20 protein-coding genes are annotated in these 17,888 nt (G+C 40.3%); 16 read left to right on the top strand and 4 right to left on the bottom strand.

Features of this window, described 5'->3' with window-relative positions:
• The first annotated feature begins 181 nt into the window (after positions 1-181).
• The 16 genes from hisZ (at position 182) to IGI68_RS01350 (ending at position 14,577) form a co-directional block, all read left to right on the top strand.
• Positions 182-1,378 carry an ATP phosphoribosyltransferase regulatory subunit gene (hisZ, locus tag IGI68_RS01425; RefSeq protein ID WP_438729775.1) on the top strand — a complete coding sequence of 399 codons (1,197 nt, stop codon included), beginning with the start codon at positions 182-184 and terminating at the stop codon, positions 1,376-1,378.
• The gene (gene hisG, locus IGI68_RS01420; RefSeq protein WP_071875094.1) at positions 1,371-2,036 is read left to right on the top strand and encodes an ATP phosphoribosyltransferase; all 666 of its coding nucleotides are present in this window, start codon (positions 1,371-1,373) and stop codon (positions 2,034-2,036) included. Before hisZ ends, hisG begins: the two co-directional genes overlap by 8 nt.
• Positions 2,017-3,303 (top strand): histidinol dehydrogenase, encoded by a 1,287-nt coding sequence (hisD, locus tag IGI68_RS01415; protein WP_438729771.1) that lies wholly within the window; start codon positions 2,017-2,019, stop codon positions 3,301-3,303. The genes hisG and hisD overlap by 20 nt, the downstream gene beginning before the upstream one ends.
• Positions 3,300-3,887, top strand: a complete 588-nt coding sequence (hisB, locus tag IGI68_RS01410) for an imidazoleglycerol-phosphate dehydratase HisB (RefSeq protein WP_438729768.1) — start codon at positions 3,300-3,302, stop codon at positions 3,885-3,887. The genes hisD and hisB overlap by 4 nt, the downstream gene beginning before the upstream one ends.
• Entirely contained in the window at positions 3,888-4,496 is a 609-nt protein-coding gene (gene hisH, locus IGI68_RS01405) for an imidazole glycerol phosphate synthase subunit HisH (protein WP_438729765.1), read from the top strand.
• Complete coding sequence (gene hisA, locus IGI68_RS01400; RefSeq protein WP_438729762.1) at positions 4,493-5,209, top strand: 1-(5-phosphoribosyl)-5-[(5-phosphoribosylamino)methylideneamino]imidazole-4-carboxamide isomerase; 717 nt, start codon at positions 4,493-4,495, stop codon at positions 5,207-5,209. Before hisH ends, hisA begins: the two co-directional genes overlap by 4 nt.
• A complete protein-coding gene (gene hisF, locus IGI68_RS01395; RefSeq protein ID WP_438729759.1) occupies positions 5,206-5,967 on the top strand; it encodes an imidazole glycerol phosphate synthase subunit HisF in 762 nt (253 codons plus the stop codon). The genes hisA and hisF overlap by 4 nt, the downstream gene beginning before the upstream one ends.
• A complete protein-coding gene (gene hisI, locus IGI68_RS01390; protein ID WP_438733185.1) occupies positions 5,967-6,290 on the top strand; it encodes a phosphoribosyl-AMP cyclohydrolase in 324 nt (107 codons plus the stop codon). The genes hisF and hisI overlap by 1 nt, the downstream gene beginning before the upstream one ends.
• Positions 6,283-6,603: a phosphoribosyl-ATP diphosphatase gene (hisE, locus tag IGI68_RS01385; RefSeq protein WP_438729756.1), complete on the top strand. Its 321-nt coding sequence runs from the start codon at positions 6,283-6,285 to the stop codon at positions 6,601-6,603. Before hisI ends, hisE begins: the two co-directional genes overlap by 8 nt.
• Positions 6,604-6,616: 13 nt before the next feature.
• The gene (hisC, locus tag IGI68_RS01380; protein WP_438729753.1) at positions 6,617-7,693 is read left to right on the top strand and encodes a histidinol-phosphate transaminase; all 1,077 of its coding nucleotides are present in this window, start codon (positions 6,617-6,619) and stop codon (positions 7,691-7,693) included.
• Positions 7,694-7,831: 138 nt separating this feature from the next.
• Entirely contained in the window at positions 7,832-8,872 is a 1,041-nt protein-coding gene (locus IGI68_RS01375; RefSeq protein WP_438729750.1) for a GGDEF domain-containing protein, read from the top strand.
• Between the two features lie 164 nt (positions 8,873-9,036).
• On the top strand, positions 9,037-9,450 hold the full coding sequence (locus tag IGI68_RS01370) for a DUF2177 family protein (RefSeq protein WP_438729747.1): 414 nt from the start codon (positions 9,037-9,039) through the stop codon (positions 9,448-9,450).
• Between the two features lie 38 nt (positions 9,451-9,488).
• Positions 9,489-11,243, top strand: coding sequence for a DAK2 domain-containing protein (locus tag IGI68_RS01365; RefSeq protein ID WP_245785389.1), 1,755 nt, complete (start codon positions 9,489-9,491; stop codon positions 11,241-11,243).
• Positions 11,240-12,013 carry a DUF1295 domain-containing protein gene (locus IGI68_RS01360; RefSeq protein WP_438729744.1) on the top strand — a complete coding sequence of 258 codons (774 nt, stop codon included), beginning with the start codon at positions 11,240-11,242 and terminating at the stop codon, positions 12,011-12,013. The genes IGI68_RS01365 and IGI68_RS01360 overlap by 4 nt, the downstream gene beginning before the upstream one ends.
• Positions 12,014-12,253: 240 nt before the next feature.
• Positions 12,254-13,045 (top strand): MurR/RpiR family transcriptional regulator, encoded by a 792-nt coding sequence (locus IGI68_RS01355; RefSeq protein ID WP_273229937.1) that lies wholly within the window; start codon positions 12,254-12,256, stop codon positions 13,043-13,045.
• A 149-nt stretch (positions 13,046-13,194) separates the two neighbouring features.
• Positions 13,195-14,577 (top strand): M24 family metallopeptidase, encoded by a 1,383-nt coding sequence (locus tag IGI68_RS01350; RefSeq protein WP_071875108.1) that lies wholly within the window; start codon positions 13,195-13,197, stop codon positions 14,575-14,577.
• Between the two features lie 75 nt (positions 14,578-14,652).
• Here IGI68_RS01350 and IGI68_RS01345 read toward each other — a convergent pair whose 3' ends face one another.
• The 4 genes from IGI68_RS01345 to IGI68_RS01330 form a co-directional block, all read right to left on the bottom strand.
• Complete coding sequence (locus tag IGI68_RS01345) at positions 14,653-15,219, bottom strand: NADPH-dependent FMN reductase (protein ID WP_438729740.1); 567 nt, start codon at positions 15,217-15,219, stop codon at positions 14,653-14,655.
• A 10-nt stretch (positions 15,220-15,229) separates the two neighbouring features.
• Positions 15,230-16,300, bottom strand: a complete 1,071-nt coding sequence (locus tag IGI68_RS01340) for an LLM class flavin-dependent oxidoreductase (RefSeq protein WP_071875110.1) — start codon at positions 16,298-16,300, stop codon at positions 15,230-15,232.
• Positions 16,301-16,427: 127 nt separating this feature from the next.
• Positions 16,428-16,796, bottom strand: a complete 369-nt coding sequence (locus IGI68_RS01335) for an iron chaperone (RefSeq protein WP_071875111.1) — start codon at positions 16,794-16,796, stop codon at positions 16,428-16,430.
• A gap of 236 nt (positions 16,797-17,032) precedes the next feature.
• The gene (locus tag IGI68_RS01330) at positions 17,033-17,878 is read right to left on the bottom strand and encodes an AraC family transcriptional regulator (RefSeq protein ID WP_438729735.1); all 846 of its coding nucleotides are present in this window, start codon (positions 17,876-17,878) and stop codon (positions 17,033-17,035) included.
• Positions 17,879-17,888 lie beyond the last annotated feature (10 nt).

The following is a 17,888-nucleotide window of genomic DNA, read 5'->3' as shown; positions in this document are numbered from 1 at the left end:
TTTTGACGTGATGGGCATCATTTGCAAATAGTTCTCGTTTTTTCAGAAAAAACAGCTTTTTTCCTTTAAAATGGTTTACTTTTTATTAAAAAATTGCTAGGATAGGCATAATATTCTGTGTAAAATCTAATTATGCATTTAATTAATTATCATTTAAATCTAATCAGGGGTGAACGAAGAAATGAAATGGAATCGTAGCTTGCCAAATGGCACAAAAGATAAATTATTTAAAGAGGCTGTTCAGAGTCATCAATTGGAAAGCTTAGTGAACCATCATTTTGCATCCCGGGGTTATCAGCGTATAGAGACGCCGTTAATTGAGTTTGAAGAAGTCTTTGATGGTATGGCACAAAAGGCGACTTCTCGTTATCGCTTTTTTGATGATCAAGGACGAATTGTGGTGTTGAGACCCGATATGACATTGCCGATTGGCCGGGTAATTAGTACGACGGGGGTGATTCCGCCGGTTCAACTCTCGTATAGTGGGAAAGTCTTTCGAGTGAATAAAGGCCACTCGGGTGAATATAATGAACAACTTCAAGCAGGCATGGAGTTGATTGGTTATGATTCACTAAAAGCTGAAACCGAATGTTTAATCAACGGTGTGAGCGTCTCGCAAAAAAGCGGGGTGACCGATTTCCAAATTGAACTGGGACATGCGGCTATTTTTCAGACGATTCTTTCAGAGTTACAGTTAACCGATCAAAAGAAAGAACGCTTTAAATGGTTGCTACAAAGTAAAAACTCACCGGGGATGCAAGACTTTTTAGTCGATTATCAGCAGCATCCACTCTATCCTTTAATCTCGCGACTCCCTCGTTTATTTGGTCAAATCGATATTTTAGAAGAAGTCGAAGCCTTAACCGATCATCCGAAAATTCTCGCAAGCATAACTGAAATGAAACAACTCATCAAACAAATTAGCCAAGTCTATCCAGAACAAGAAATCACGGTTGATATTGGGTTAGTTCAAGAGTTGCAATATTATACAGGCATTACGTTTAAAGGCTACGCTGATCAGTCATCGGATTGTTTTTTTAGTGGTGGTCGTTATGATGACTTATTAACAGAATTTTCGGTTGCGCCACTGCCCGCTGTCGGGTTGGTTTTTTACTTAGATCGCATGCTTTATATCAAAGACCGCAAAGGAGAGTTAACAAAACCTCAAGGCATTGAGGTCTTGATTCACTATGATGACGACGCGCTAGCCTTAGCAGAACAAGTATTGGCAAAAGAACGTTTCGCCCGACTAAGTCTCCATGCGAGCTTAGAGGAAACGATTGAACATGCGCTAACGTGGCAGATTCCGCGTGTCCTTCATGTGTTTGAACACGAGGTGAAAGACATTTCATTAGAAGGAGGCGAGCGCGATGAGTAAAATAAAAATCGCCTTAACAAAAGGGCGTATCGAACAAGGCACAATCCAACTGCTAGAAGAAATAGGGATTAATTGTGATTTTTTACGTAATAAAAAAAGAAAATTAGTTTTTGAAAGTCCGTATGATGATTACGAATTTATCTTAGTGAAGGCCGTTGACGTCTTGACGTATGTTCAACAAGGGGTTGCCGATATCGGGATTGTTGGTAGTGACGTTATTTATGAAGATGAGCGAGACCACTATGAGATGTTAGACTTAGAAATCGGAAAGTGCCATTTTTGTGTCGCTTCAACGCCTAATTATGAAGAAAACGATTATCGGCGGAAAATTATCGCAACGAAATATCCACGAACGGCAGCTCGCTATTTTCGCGAAAAAGGCGAAGATATTGAAATTATCAAAATCGAAGGTTCGGTTGAAATTGCGCCTATTTTAGGGTTAGCCGATGCGATTGTGGATATCGTTGAAACCGGCGATACGTTAAGAGAAAATGGGTTGATTGTTTTTGAAGAAATGATGCCAATCTCAACGCGCTTAATTGTCAATCAAGTCTCGTTAAAACGAAAAAAACAAGCCGTTTGTCAACTCGTCGACAAACTAGAAGAACATATTCAACAAAAGAAAGTGAGTGCTACGAATGAAAATCGTTCAAGCTGATTTAGCGACTGCAAAAAAATATTTAGCACAACAAGTCTTAGCATCTGAGGAAGCGCAAGTGGAAGAAGTCGTTAAAGCGATTTTAGCGGATGTGAAAGAAAACGGGGATCGTGCCTTAGCACATTACACCGAAAAATTTGATCATGTGGCGTTAAGTGAGTTCCGATTAAGTGCGGCAGATATCGAAAATGGGTTTCAGCAAACGGCGCCTGAAGTGATAGAGGCGCTAGAACTCGCAAAAGCCAACATTGTCTCATTTCATGAAAAGCAAAAGCAAACGGGTTTTGTCGATGCGGAAAAATCAGGAGTGATTCGTGGCCAACTAGTCTTGCCAATGGAAACCGTTGGGATTTATGTGCCTGGCGGGACTGCTCGTTACCCGTCTTCCGTCTTAATGAATGCTTTACCGGCTCAAATTGCGGGCGTGAAGCGGATTGTCATGGTAACACCAAGCGGACCAGAAGGCATTCCTTCAGCCATTTTAGCAGCAGCAAAAATTGCCGGTGTGGAAGAAATTTATCAAATCGGCGGCGCACAAGCGATTGCGGCACTCGCTTATGGAACGGAATCCATTCCTAAAGTCGATAAAATTGTGGGTCCAGGGAATATTTTCGTGGCGACTGCAAAAAAAATCTTATTTGGGCAAGTGGCCATTGACATGATTGCCGGCCCTTCTGAAGTGGTCGTGCTGGCAGATGAATCAGCCAATCCGCGATTTATTGCGGCAGATTTACTCTCACAAGCAGAGCATGATACGTTGGCTCGAGCGATTTTAATTACGACTAGCCAAGACTTGGCGCAACGCGTGCAAACAGAAGTCGCAACGCAACTAGCACTCTTACCGAGAGAGGAAATTGCCAGACAAGCAATCGAACAACATAGTGCCCTATTTGTCGTAGCAGATATCGAGACACAATTTGCGTTGATGAATGAGATTGCACCGGAACATTTAGAAATTCAACTGAACGATCCGTTGAGTCATCTGAGTCGGGTTAAACATGCGGGATCCGTTTTTTTAGGCGCCTATGCGTCAGAACCTTTAGGGGATTATTTAGCAGGACCAAACCATGTCTTACCAACTAGTGGAACAGCTCGGTTCTTTTCACCACTTGGAGTGGAAGATTTTATCAAACGAACGGCCTTCATTTCCTATACGAAAGAAGCGCTCGCTCTAGAAAAAGATGCCGTGATGGTGCTCGCTCGCGAAGAAGGGCTTGAGGCACATGCACGCGCAATCCAAGTACGTTTTGAGGAGGAACTGTCATGAGAGAAGCAGCATTAGAAAGAACAACAGCAGAAACAACGATTAACGTTTATTTAGCACTGGACGAAAGCAATCCGGTCTGTGAAATCCAGACAGGCGTTGGATTCTTTGATCACATGTTAACCTTATTTGCACGCCACAGTCGGATCAGTTTTAAGTGTCAAGCAGACGGTGATTTGGATGTCGATAGTCATCACACGGTGGAAGATGTTGGCATTGTCATCGGGAAGTGTTTAAAAGAAGCACTTGGTGATAAAGTTGGAATTAATCGTTACGGTCATGAATATGTTCCGATGGATGAAAGTTTAGGTTTTGTCGCATTAGATTTAAGTGGTCGTTCCTATTTGGTTTTTGATGCCGATTTAGGAAATCCTAAAGTCGGTGATTTCGATACGGAATTAGTCGAAGAATTCTTTCAAGCGCTAGCCTTTAATGCCGAAATGAATTTACATTTAAAAGTCTTGTATGGAAAAAACACGCACCATAAAATCGAAGCGTTATTCAAAGCCTTTGGTCGTGCGTTACGCCAAGCAATTGATATTAACCCAAATATTAAAGGGGTTAATTCCACTAAAGGAGTTTTATAGATGATTGTGATTGTCGATTATGACACTGGAAATACCCGTAGTTTAAGTAAAGCCTTTGAAAAAATCGGACTAGAAACGGTAATCTCAGCCGATCCTGCGTTGATTTTGCAGGCAAAAGGCATTGTGCTACCTGGCGTGGGCGCTTTTCCAAAAGCCATGACAAGTTTAGAAGAACGTGGCTTGATTGAACCCCTTTTAGCAGCGGTAGCGCAAGGAACGCCTCTATTAGGCATTTGTTTAGGGATGCAATTGCTTTTTGACACGAGTTTTGAACATGGCGAAACAAAAGGGCTTGGACTGATTCCAGGTCAAGTGTTACCTTTTCCAAAAGAAAATCAGTTGCGGATTCCGCATATGGGATGGAACCAACTGCAAGTGAAACATACACAACCACTGACAGAAGCAGTCGTGGATCAATATGTCTATTATGTGCACTCGTATTACGTTGATTGTGCACCAGAATTTATCTTAGCAACCAGTGACTATGGCGTAGCTGTTCCAGCAATTGTGCGCCGGAATCATGTATATGGGATGCAGTTTCATCCCGAAAAAAGTGGTGAAGTCGGCCAAGCGTTACTCAAAGCATTTAAGAAAGTGGTGGAAGCATGATTATTTATCCAGCGATTGATTTAAAAGAAGGTCGTTGTGTCCGTCTTTATCAAGGTGATTTTGCCCAAGAAACGGTTGTAAATCCAGATCCGGTTAAGCAAGCCATCGCATTTGAAAACGCAGGAGCAAAAGCGTTGCATATCGTGGATTTAGATGGTGCGTTAAGCGGTGATTTAACCAATCTTAAAGTGATTCAAGCGATTTTGGCTGCGATTACGATTCCGATTCAAGTAGGTGGTGGGATTCGCTCAATGGCTCAAGTTGCGCGTTACCTTGATGCCGGCGTCTCACGTGTGATTATCGGTTCAAAAGCAGTGGAAGATCCCGCGTTTGTGGCCGAGGCAGTCCAACAATATGGCGATCAGATTGCGGTTGGCATTGATGCCAAAGATGGTCTCGTTGCGACACGTGGCTGGCTAGCTGTTTCGGATCAAAATTATTTAACCGTGGCAGATCAAATGGCACAACTTGGTGTCAAAACGATTATCTTTACGGATATTGCAAAAGACGGTACGTTAATGGGTCCGAATCTCGAACAATTACAAGCGATTGCGGCAAAAGTCCCAGATTTACAAATTATTGCGTCTGGCGGTATTAGTTCACGTGAAGATTTAGAAGCTGTCAAAGCTTTAGGTGTGTACGGTGTGATTTCTGGTAAAGCCTTATACAATGGCAATATCACGATGACAGATGTTGTGGAGGTGGGCGAATGACCTTAACAAAACGAATTATTCCCTGCTTAGACGTGACGGCTGGTCGTGTGGTTAAAGGCGTAAACTTTGTTGATTTACAAGACATCGGAAATCCAGTTGAAATTGCCAAAGCATATTCCGATGCGGGCGCAGATGAGCTCGTGTTTCTTGATATCACCGCGACCGTGGAGGAACGTAAAACGATGGTCGATGTGGTTCGTGAAACGGCTGCGGAAGTGTTTATTCCGTTAACGGTCGGTGGCGGCATCCAGTCCGTTGCCGATATGCAAGAATTACTGAGAGCTGGCGCGGACAAAGTCTCTTTAAATTCGGCTGCTTTAAAACGTCCAGCGTTGATTCAAGAAGGTGCACTCAAATTTGGTAATCAATGTATCGTGGTGGCAATTGACGCGAAATATGATGAAGCAACGCATTCTTGGCATGTTTATAGTCAAGGGGGCCGTGTCGATACTGGCTTAGACGTCATTGAATGGGCAAGGCGCGCAGTGGATCTAGGTGCGGGTGAAATTTTACTGACAAGTATGGACGGCGATGGCACAAAAGATGGCTATGATTTAGCGTTAACAAAAGCCGTAGCCGATGCGGTCAATGTACCGGTCATTGCTTCTGGAGGTTGTGGGAGCGTGCAACATATGGTGGATGTTTTTAAGCAAACCCAAGCTTCAGCGGCGTTGGCGGCTTCTATTTTCCATTATGGAGAATTAGAGATTGGGGCGATTAAACAAGCATTAGCGACAGAAGGGATTGTTGTAAGATGATGACACCCGATTTTTCAAAAGGCTTAGTGCCGGCAATTATTACCGACGCTCAGACGAATGAAGTCTTAATGCTCGCTTATATGAATGAAGAAAGTTACGCGAAAACGCTCGAAACGAATCAAACCTGGTTTTATTCTCGCTCGCGTCAAGAACTCTGGCACAAAGGGGCAACGAGTGGTCACACGCAAGCGGTGAAACGAATTGACCTCGATTGCGACCGTGATACCTTACTTATTCGTGTCGTACAAACCGGTGCGGCTTGTCATACCGGTGAAAGAAGTTGTTTTTTCCAAAAGGTAAAAGAGGTGGATGCAGATGCATAGTTTAGTGGAATTATATGATGAAATCCTTGCTCGTCAACTCGCGCCCAGAGAAGGATCGTATACAACGTATTTATTTTCAAAAGGACTTGATAAAATTTTAAAAAAAGTCGGCGAAGAAGCAACAGAAGTCGTGATTGCCGCAAAAAATCATGACAAACAGGAGCTGATTGCCGAAACAGCTGACTTATTTTATCATACCCTTGTGTTATTAGCGGAAGAAGGCATTTCGTTAACTGAAATCGAGGCCGAGTTAGAAAGTCGCCAAGGAAAAATCAGTCAAACCAAAGATCGTGCGACGATTACGGATTTGTAGAAAGGATCAACGTATGAAAGAAAAAGCAACTTTAGCCAGCTTAAGTCCCTATGTCCCGGGTCGCCCAATTGCAGACGTTCAAAAAGAATTCAAGCTCGATAAGGTCGTAAAACTCGCTTCAAACGAAAATCCATTTGGCTTTTCTCAGCGAGTGCAAGAAGCGCTCGCACAGTCTTTGACCGGGTTAGAGTATTATCCTGATGGCGGGGCGAAAGCATTAAAAAAAGCGATTGCGAAAGTGAACCAAGTATCGGAAGAACGAATCCTGGTCGGTGCCGGACTCGATGATGTGATTCAAATCATCTCGCGCTCTTTGTTGAGCCCGGGGGATGAGATTATTGTAGCGGATCCGACATTTTCACAATATGAACTGCATGCAGTGATTGAAGGCGCAAAAGTCGTGAAAGTACCGGTAAAACAATCGTCGGGAGAAATGGATTTAGAAGCGATGCTTGAAGCCATCACCGCAAAAACAAAAATTATTTGGTTGTGTAATCCAAATAATCCAACGGGAACGTACCTCCCTCAGTCCTTGATTCGTGCGTTTATTGAAAAAGTACCGACAGATGTTCTTGTGATAAGTGATGAAGCGTATCAGGAATATGTGACAGACGAAGCCATTTCAACGAGTCTACCACTGCTAGAGACGCTATCCAACATCATCGTGATGCGGACGTTCTCAAAAGCTTATGGCTTAGCCGGACTAAGAATCGGCTATGCGATTATTCCAACGACTGTTAGTCGCGCTTTTGACATCGTTCGACCGCCTTTTAATACGAGTACCATCGCCCAAAAAGCGGCGATTGTGGCTTTAGAAGATCAAGCGTTTATTGAACATAGCGTAGCGGTCAATCAGGAAGAATTGGCGAAGTGGGAAACTTTCCTTGAAGCAAAACAATTGCCGTATTATCATTCGCAAGCGAACTTTATTTTCTTTGATGTCAAGCAAGATAGTAAAGCCTTAGCGCAACAATTGATGCAAAGAGGATTTATTGTACGGGCAGGATTACGACCAGAATGGTTACGGATCACGATTGGCCATGCAGCAGATAATCAAGCCATCAAAACGATTTTAGAAGAATTATTATAAGGGAAAAAGAGTCTAATCGAAATTGATTAGACTCTTTTCTATTTTTTTTTGAAATTTAGGCTATAATAGAGGTGAAGATAAAAAAAGTTGAAATATAAGTAAGCGTTGCAATCCTGTATTTCATTTAGGAGGATATAAATGATAGTTGAAATGGTAGCTAATATCGGTATCATTATTTTAAATATTTATGTCATTTTTAAAATAAATCCAAGCTCTTTAAATAAAGAAAAATTTACGAAAAAACAAATCATCTATTATATTTTTTTTGAGACTTTAGCCGGTTTTTGGTTGATGACCAATGCCACCACTATTGGGAATACACGATTTGATTTGCGGTTAGTCTTATTTTCTTTAGGTTATAAATATTTAGGATGGAAGGTGATGAGTCCAGCCGTTTTATTCATTGCGATTAGCCGTTTTATGTTGGACAGTTCTGTTGCCTCTTGGATCAATTTATTATTGGCGGTCATTTTATTAGTTACTTTACCTATTTTAACGACGTACTTAGAAAAGAAAGTGAGCCCGAATAAGCAGCTCTATGGATTAGTGACGTATATTGCCTTAATCACGTCGCCTTTTGCCATTTATTCTACGGGAAAAGTGTGGGAACCACAGGGGATTTTATTTCTCTTACTGTTAGTTAGCTATTTAATCATTTATCTTCTCAATCATGTAATTTTAGAATTACAAACGATTTTTGTCGGCGCAACAACTGATGATCTGACACAATTACATAATGTCCGGATGTTTCGCGAAAGGATTAACAAACAATCAGGAGATAAAAATGCGACAGTAGTGATGATTGATATCGATCATTTTAAATATTATAACGATCAATATGGACACTCGGTTGGCGATCAAATCTTACAAGAAGTGGGCTTTGTTTTTCATCGTTACTCGACGAAAAATACACGAATTTATCGTATAGGTGGCGATGAGTTTGCGATTCTTTTTTTTAATCAATCACCAGAAAGTATTCAAGCGTTCATCTCAGTTGTTCAAAAAGCGATTAGTAAGATTGAAGTCAGTATTGGTGGCGAAATCCTAACCGTACAACTTTCAATTGGTCAGGCACTTCAACAAAACGAAGAAAGTTTAACTCAAACGTTACAAAGAGCGGATAACTATTTGTATCAAGCAAAAAATAATGGACGCAATCAATTACAATCGGATCGCTAGTGTATTTTTTTCGTGAGAATCCTTTTTTAGTGGAAGGAGAGTGCTCTAATAAGAGTAAGTAATGAATAGCACTCTCGGCTGTTTGATACGATTGAGCAATATTGTAGACCGTCATTAAAAACATATGTTAGAATTACTTATCAATTGATAAGGGAGTGTTTGGAATGTGGAATGTAATCCGTTTATATTTGTTAAGTGCAGCTGTATTTTTGGTTTTTGATTTGTTTTGGTTATTAGTTGTTTCAAAGAAAATGTATCAACAATTTATTGGTCATTTAACCGGAGAAGTTCGTATGGGCCCTGCTATCATTTTTTATTTCCTGTATATTGTCGGCGTTTTATACTTTGTGTTATTACCAGGAATAGAAAGAGGCAACATTTGGTATGTGATTGGTTCAGGTGCTTTGTTTGGCCTAATGTGTTATGCGACGTATGATTTAACCAATTTAGCAACGCTTAAAGGATGGCCAGTGACCATGACAGTGATCGACCTTGTCTGGGGAGCATTTGTGACAGGTGCGACATCGGGTATTGTGTATTGGCTAAACACCCTATTGTTTGGAGGAGGAAAGATTTAGTGGAGGAGTTAGACAATCAGCGCGTTTTAGATAGTTTTATGGGCGGCGCTTTAAATTTATTAGCGGAGAAAGATGATTTAAATAAAATCAATGTTTTTCCCGTGGCTGATGGGGATACTGGAAGCAATCTGGCTTCATTGATGCAAGCTATCTTGGACCGAGTTGATCCGAATACGCCTTCGGTAAATATGACATTAAATAGCGTTGCCACGGCTTCTTTAATAGGTGCTCGAGGGAATTCGGGGATTATTTTTGCTCAGTATTTAAATGCTGTTGCGCGCATGTTTGAGCAAGGTGAACAAAATGCCTTAGGTTTTGCTTCTTCTTTTGAAAAAGCGGTACCAGAAGCCTATCAAGCTTTGTTAGAACCAAAAGAAGGAACGATTTTAACGGTAATGCGCGTCTGGTCTGAATCGTTGTATGAACGTTTCTTGAAAGAAGGGACTTTGGAAAAAGCCTTGATTTTTGCTGAGAAAAAAGCGTATGAAGCGGTCAAACAAACAGAATTTCAACTAAGTGTGTTACGAAAAAATCAATTAGTCGACTCAGGTGCTAAAGGTTTTTATCGGTTTATCGAAGGGTTCACGGATACCTACTGTAATAAAGAAAAAAAATCTGTTTTAACCAATCGAATGTCGAAACCAACGATGGAGTTCTCAGAAGTGGAGTACTTAACCGAAGAACCAACACATCGCTATTGTTCAGAATTCTTATTAAAAGATGTGCAGATTGAGTTGCCATTTTTAAAAGAACACTTACAATCACAAGGCGACTCATTAATTTTAGCGGGAAGTAAGTCACAACTGAAAGTCCATATCCATACGGATCGTCCGCAAGAAGTTTTAAAAGAATTAGAAACGCATGGGACAATTACCCATCAAAAAGTCGACGATATGTTACTTCAGTTTTCTGTCACAAAACAGCCAAAATACAAAATTGCGATTGTCACAGATTCGATTGCTGATTTGCCAAAAGAATTTCTATTAGAAGAGCAAATTCATGTGCTACCGATGAATATTTTAAACGATTCAGCCAGCTATCTAGATAAATACACGATTGATAGTTCGATTGTTCATGATAAAATAAAAAACAATCAAAAATTGAGTACGGCGCAACCAAGTATTCAAAGTGTTGATTCGTTATTGTCATTTTTAGAAGATAAATATGAGGAAATTTTAGTCATCACGGTCTCTTCAAAATTAAGTGGAACGTATCAATTACTGAAACAACGGATTACCGCTCGTTCGATGGCGCAAGATCGCATTGTGGTCATCGATTCTAAATTAAATTCGGTTGCTCAAGGATTGCTAGTTGAAACAGCCGTTCAAGCGATTAAAAAAGGCGATTCTTTTGCTCAAGTCATTCAAACAGTCGAGGATACGATTGCGCGCTGCTTTATCTATGTGGCGGTTGCTGATATTGCGCCGATGGTTCAATCGGGACGAATTCCAAAAGGTTTAGGAAAAATTGCTCAAGCCTTGCATTTATATCCGATTGTCAGTCTCAGTCCAGAAGGCGAGGGTAAATTGAGCGGTATTGCGTTTAGTCAAAAAGGGACTGAAAAGAAAATTCTGAAGAAAGTGAATGCGCTTTTGAAGAAGGATCAGATTGAGGCGCTAGCGATTACTCACGCTGACAATGCGCCAAAAGCACAAGACGTCAAAAAGCGTTTAGCTATAACACCAGCGAATCTTACTGTAAATGTGGTTGAGAGTTCAGCGGCTATTGCTATTAGTGCTGGCGTTGGGTGTGTTGCCGTGGCTGGAATTGTGAAAAAGGAGGACAACGCATGATTTACTGGACCGTTGCGTTGGTTTTACTTGCCTATTTTGTCACTTGGTTCATTATTTCGACAGTCAAGAATAATTACGGACTCGTTGATATTGCTTGGGGATTAGGTTTCGTGGTTGTTGGCTGGACAAGTTTGATTGTTAGCGGACAGTTACGCATACAAACAACAATCATTTTGTTATTTGTATCTCTTTGGGGCCTACGCCTGTTTTGGCATCTAGTGAAGAGAAACTGGAATAGCCCAGAAGACTACCGTTATGTCAATATGCGAAAAAGCTGGGGAACGACTTTAGTCCATTTAAAAGCTTTCATAAATGTATTTGTTCTTCAAGGTGTCTTATTATTTATTATCTCATTACCAATCATGCATAGTTTCACACAAGCAACGACTGGATTACAGTGGTGGCAACTATTAGGTGTCATGATTTGGTTAATTGGCTTTTACTTTGAGGTAGTGGGTGATCGACAGTTAGAAAATTTCAAAAAGAATAAACAAAATAAAGGGAAGCTATTAACAGATGGTTTATGGTCACTGACTAGACACCCTAATTACTTTGGTGAAGCGATTTGTTGGTGGGGAATCTTCTTGATTTCGCTAACAGGTCTTGGAAATAGTTGGTTAATCATTAGTCCAATTGTGATCAATTTATTGTTGGTATTCGTTTCAGGAGCCCCTTTACTTGAAGAAAAATATAAAGAGCGTGAAGATTTTAAAATTTATGCTAGTAAAACACCCAAATTTTTCCCAATCATTGGGAAAAAAGGGTTGTAATTGAAACGATAGAAAAAAAGTGTTGAAGACTGATCATGTTATCATTTCTTCAACACTTTTTTCTGTCTTTAAAACGCTCTTAGCGCTCAATTGTGAAAGGGGGATAGTTATCCTTTGATCTAACAAATCATTCTTGTTGGTGTTTTGTCGTTTTTGAATGAACGAACAGGGTCTTGCTTGAAATAATCGCTTTTCTAAGATAATCTTAAGTGATTAGAAGATTAGGAACGGTGGTGCTCGATGAATATTAATAATTTTGGGCTATTAAATACGTTATTTGGCATTATCAATAATGGTGAGCAAGATAATGATTACGCGGTGGCGGCTTTTCTTTTGCGCAATATCGACCGCGTAAAAGACCTTTCAGTGAACGAAGTCATTGATCAAGCGTATACGACTCGTTCAGCCGTTCGCCGCTTTTGCCAACGAATTGGCTATGAAAATTTTAGCCAGTTCAAACAATCGATTACGCAGATTATTTTCCCAAGTAATTTAACGTATCGTCAATTTTCGACGATTCATGATTATCGAAAGCAGCGTTCTTTTGAAATCCAAACAATGGTAGACGATATCAATACAGTGATGACCGATGAGCAAATTGGGGAGATTGCGACTTTGCTTCATCAATACGAACGGGTTATTCTCGTTTGTGCGAATAACTCTAGTGGCGATTTGGTTCGTTTTCAACAAGAATTACTGTTTGCCAATAAAATTGTTTCGGTTGTTTCTGATAGTTATACGGCGAATAATAGTTTAAATGCGGTCGATGAAGAAACCTTGCTACTATTAGTCTCGACTTCTGGGACATTTGCCTTGGAAGCCAATCAATGGCTACAATCCTTGCCTGGACATAAAATCCTGATTACGGGAAATACCGACCCACGCTTTAAACAAACGTACGACCAAATTTACTGGATTAGTCAGCAGCATATTGAGAATGATTTTTCGGGTGTCTACGGCAAGTATGGCATGACCTATTTATTTGATTTAATTGCAGAATACTATCTTTTTCAATTCATGCCTAAAAAGTAGTCGTTCAAAATTTGAACAATTTCTTTTTTTTAGATTTGGTATACTCATTTATGTAAGTGTGATGACGCGGCTAACATAATGGCCGTTGATACTGTCAAAAAGTATTTTCAACAGCCATGCAACACCTAACGTTCAAGGAGGAAAAAAAGATGAAAATTGACGTAAAAAAAGTTCCACAACCGGCATTTGATCATGAAAATAAACGAGTGTTTTTATCTGATGAAACGATTGAGAAAAGAAAGCAAGCAATTTTAGCGCTTATGAAAAAATACCAATTCAGTTCGCTCATAATCTACGCGGATAAAGAACATGGAAGTAACTTTGAATATTTAACCGGCTTTATTCCACGCTTTGAAGAAGCACTTCTTGTTTTAAATAGTGATGGTTCAAGCACGCTTGTGTTAGGAAATGAAAATGTTAATAAAGTAAAATACGCACGAATTGCAAGTAAAGGCGTGAAATGCCCGTTCTTTTCTCTTCCGAATCAACCGATGGATTTTACAGCGACGATGAAAGATTACTTAGTGGAAGCGAACATCGATGCATCCGAACGGGTTGGTTTAGTTGGCTGGAAGTTACTTTCAGCGCAGCTAGAAGATTTTGTTCAATTGTTTGATATTCCAGAATGGATTGTGTCTGGAATCAAAGAAGTAGTGGGTGAAGAGAAGGTCTGGAATGCGACAGCTTTATTCATCGATGCAAGTGAAGGGGCACGTGTCGTGAACAATGCCAATGAAATTGCGTTTTATGAGTATGGGGCATCGTTAGCATCCGATGGCGTTTTAGCAGCCATGAATCAATTAGAAGTTGGTGTTTCTGAAACGACAGTAGGCGATCAATTAAATAAAGAGGGTCAATATAACTCCGTTGTCACGATTGCGGCTTTTGGGGAACGCTTTGCACATGCGAACCTTTATCCAACTGAAAAAACATTATCCCATGGCGATAAAGTAGCGTTAACCGTTGCTTACAAAGGAGGATTGTCTAGTCGCAGTGGTTATGCGGTTCAGACAAAAGAAGAATTAGAACAAGTCGATCCAGGCTATTTCACCGAAATGGTGGTGCCTTATTTTTCAGCCTATCATTTTTGGTTAGAGCAAATAAAAATTGGCGCAAACGCTGGCGAATTTTTTGCGGCCTTTAATACGTTCTTCCCGCAAAAAACACATGGCTGGGAGTTGTGTCCTGGACATCTTGTGGCGGATGAGGAATGGTTGTCTTCGCCATTTTATTCAGGATCAAACGCGACCGTTAAAAGTGGGATGATTTTCCAATTAGATTTTATTCCGGTTCATCCAAAGCATCATGGGGTATCGGCAGAAAGTACCTTAGTGCTTGCGGATGCGTCGTTGCGAGCGGAAATTCAAACTCAATATCCGCAATTATGGGACAGAATGGTAGAACGTCGTCGTTACTTGAAAGAGGTACTAGGAATCGACTTAAAAGAAGAAGTGTTACCAATGTGTAGTACTTTAGGTTATCTTCGCCCGTACTTATTAAATCAAGAGGCAGCTTTAGTGGTCTCATCATAAATCAAAGACGCTTGTGCCAAATGAATATCCTCATTTGGCACAAGCGTCTTTTTATTTGTTTAGAATCAATGTGTCTTAAAAATCGTAAGACGCTTCTTGTTCGGCCCATACTTGTTTATATGCTTTTGTTAACACAATCGCATCTTCAATGAGTTTATAGAGGCGCAATAAGACATCGTCATTCACAATCGTTGCTTGATGGAAATCTCGTTCTTCAATAAAGACATAGTTTGCTACCAAGTTTCCTTTCATGTAGTGAATGATTGGTTTCAAGTGCATCTCGGCGACTAAAAAATGCTTGGCAGAACCGGCTGTCATGACGAGCCCCACGACTTTATTTTCAAAAGCACTTTGTGGCAATAAATCAAACACATTTTTTAGCGTACCTGGAATAGACGCTTGAAAAGTCGGCGAACCAATTAAAATAATGTCCGAATCCATTAAGGTTGTCGTGACGAAACGAGTATCATCCGTGTAGTCTAAGTAGTTGCGCCCATCACTAAATTGAAGGGTTAATTGTTTTAAATCAAGCAACGTAACGGAAGCTTCTGGGTATTGTTCTTGTATTTTTTTTTGCATGATGGTCATTGTTGTTTGGGTTTTCGTCCCCACAACAGAACCAGAGAGTAAGGTGATTTTCATAAGGCGTTACCTACTTTGCGGTATATTTTTTTACAGCGGGCAAAATCTCATTCCCGATCAATTCGATGTTTTTCATGATTTTATCAAAAGGAACACCACCAAAATCAAGCTGAGCAATGTAGCGTTGGTGTCCGAATAATTCGTGCTGATACAGAATTTTTTCAATGACCTGTTGCGGAGAACCGACGTTTAAAATACTGCGTTTGTCAGGTGCTTGTGCAAAGGCTTGTTTTGGAAATCCTTGGCCGTTGGTTAAGACTAAGCCAGCGTTGACATGTTGATAGTATTCTTTTAATGCCTCTTGCGTCGTGTCAGCGACATAAAATAAACCAGCTGTTGCAATTGGCAGATGATCGCCGTCAAAACCGGCATCATTGGCTGATTGTCGGTATGCATCAATCGTATATTTAAAGGATTGTGCTGCACCAGCTAAGTGCGCCATATACATGGGAACGCCCGCGCGTCCTGCACGAACGGCACTACCAGGACCGCCGCCGACTGCTCTCCAAATGGGTAATTGTTTATTCAAGGGACGCGGTAAAATATGGGCATTACGAAGTGGTTTACGGAACTTTCCTTCCCAAGTAATCGTTTCTTGTTGATTAAGTTTTAAAAGTAAATCAAATTTTTCTTCAAATAATTCTTCATAATCGGCTAAGTCGTAGCCTAATAGTTCAAATAATCCGACACGTGAAGCGCGTCCGGCAACGAGTTCAATCCGTCCATTCGATAGTAAATCAATCGTCGAAAAGTTTTCAAATACGCGTACGGGGTCAGATGTACTGATAATAGTGGCACCACTCGATAAGGTAATTGTCTTGGTTGCTTCGGCAATCGCAGCTAACACAATCGCATGTGCTTGTGTGACAAAGTGATCTTGATGACTTTCGCCGACAATAAACGTATCAAGCCCAGCTTGTTCTGCTAGAACCGCCATTTCTTTGATATTTTGCAATCGTTGTTGCGGGGAAATTAAAGTACCAGTGTGAGGATCTGCTAGATGATCCCCTAAGGTATATAAGCCAAATTCGAGCCCTTTTGAAGCATCAAATTGAGGGATGTAGTTTAAATTTTCTGTCATGAATCATTCACGTCCTTCTTTTGTTTAACGCCCTAATCATAAAATGAATATGAATATTTTGCAAATAATTGAATTTATCTCGAAAACGTAATACTTGTTAAAAAAACACACGACGTAGGGTCATGTGTTAGCGCCAAAATTGGGTCATCTCTTTTTTATCGGTTCGATTGTAATCAATCATTTTTTTGAAAAGTTCGTAATCGAGCGGCTGTGTCCATTTAATTTTAATCGTATTGATGGTCGTTTCATAATCGGCGGCCTTAATTTCGTCTTCAAAGAGACGAATCGTTTTGGCTTCTGGCGAAAGGGAAAAGTGATGCTTAGAAGCACTTAAACCAATGATATAGGTTCCGTGTTCTATAAACATCGGTTGCTTCCATTTTATGACCGGCGTTAAATCTGGATAGTGTTGCGCGATCCACGTTAAGAGTGTCGCCATTTTTTCTCGTTGTTCACTTTTTTCAAGTGTGGCTAAATAGTCTTCGAAAATCGTCATTGCGAGTTCCTCCTTTTTTATTGCATCCATTGTTTCAGTTGCGTTTGAATTTGTTTCTTAAAGATGAGGCTAATGAGAAAAATCAGAACGAATATTGGGGTAGCGTCAGGAAAATGCGGATTTACAACGATAAGGAATTTCCAATATAAAAAGCCTGATTTCCCATCACCTAAATTGAGAAATTAGGCTCTTTTTTCGTTACTCCATAAACAGCATTCTATTACTGAATATGTAATTTACTTTGGGATAACAGGGACCCAGAGTTCGTGTCTTGGTTTATGCTTCGGACCGTAATAACATTCTATACACGGTAAATTTGCAAGTTCATACTCGGAGGTAGGGACCCACTCGGAATATAAACGTTTCCATGCATCCACTATGTTCGGAAAAACTGCCCATGTACTTGCGGGAATAATAAGCGTCTCCATATTTTCTGGGGATTCCCCATCGTATCTTACGCCCATGAAATAGGAAAATTGTTCATCTGTTATGGCAGCTTCTTTTCCGCAAACCCCCAGAAGGCTTTCAAGCGTGCATTTTGGATTTTCCCATGACATATCTACTAGTTCTTGCATAAATCCATCTTTTTTCGCAGTGTTCCAAAGCGTAGGGATTGTTTTAAATGCTCTGCTTGTTTTTACTGGCTTACTTTTTCCAACAATTCTTAATTCAAAATCAAGGTTTTCAATTCTGTACTCCATCTCGGTATCTCCTTTAATAGAAATTTGAAAAGAAATTCTGGGAAAGGCTTTTAACTGTACCCCTCTATTACGAGCATTGGAAGGGGTTACTCCATGCATTTTTTGAAAAGCACGTGAGAAAGTATCAGAAGAAACATAACCATATTTAATTGCCACATCAATGATCCGAATATCACTTTTTTGAATTTCAAATGCTGCGAGTGTTAACCGTCTACGTCTAATATATTCTGATAGCGATATACCTGAGATTGAAGAGAACATTCTTGAAAAATGAAACTCAGAACAATTAGCTGCTTTTGCAATCTCTTTGTAGCCTATTTCTTCATTCAAGCTATTTTCAATGTAGTTTAACGCATTGTTCATTCTTTCTAGCCAATCCATAAGTTTACTC

Origin of the sequence: Enterococcus sp. DIV1314a (assembly GCF_051713805.1) — a bacterium.
In the GTDB taxonomy this organism is placed as follows: domain Bacteria; phylum Bacillota; class Bacilli; order Lactobacillales; family Enterococcaceae; genus Enterococcus_I; species Enterococcus_I aquimarinus.
This window is presented reverse-complemented; position numbering and strand designations above follow the sequence as displayed.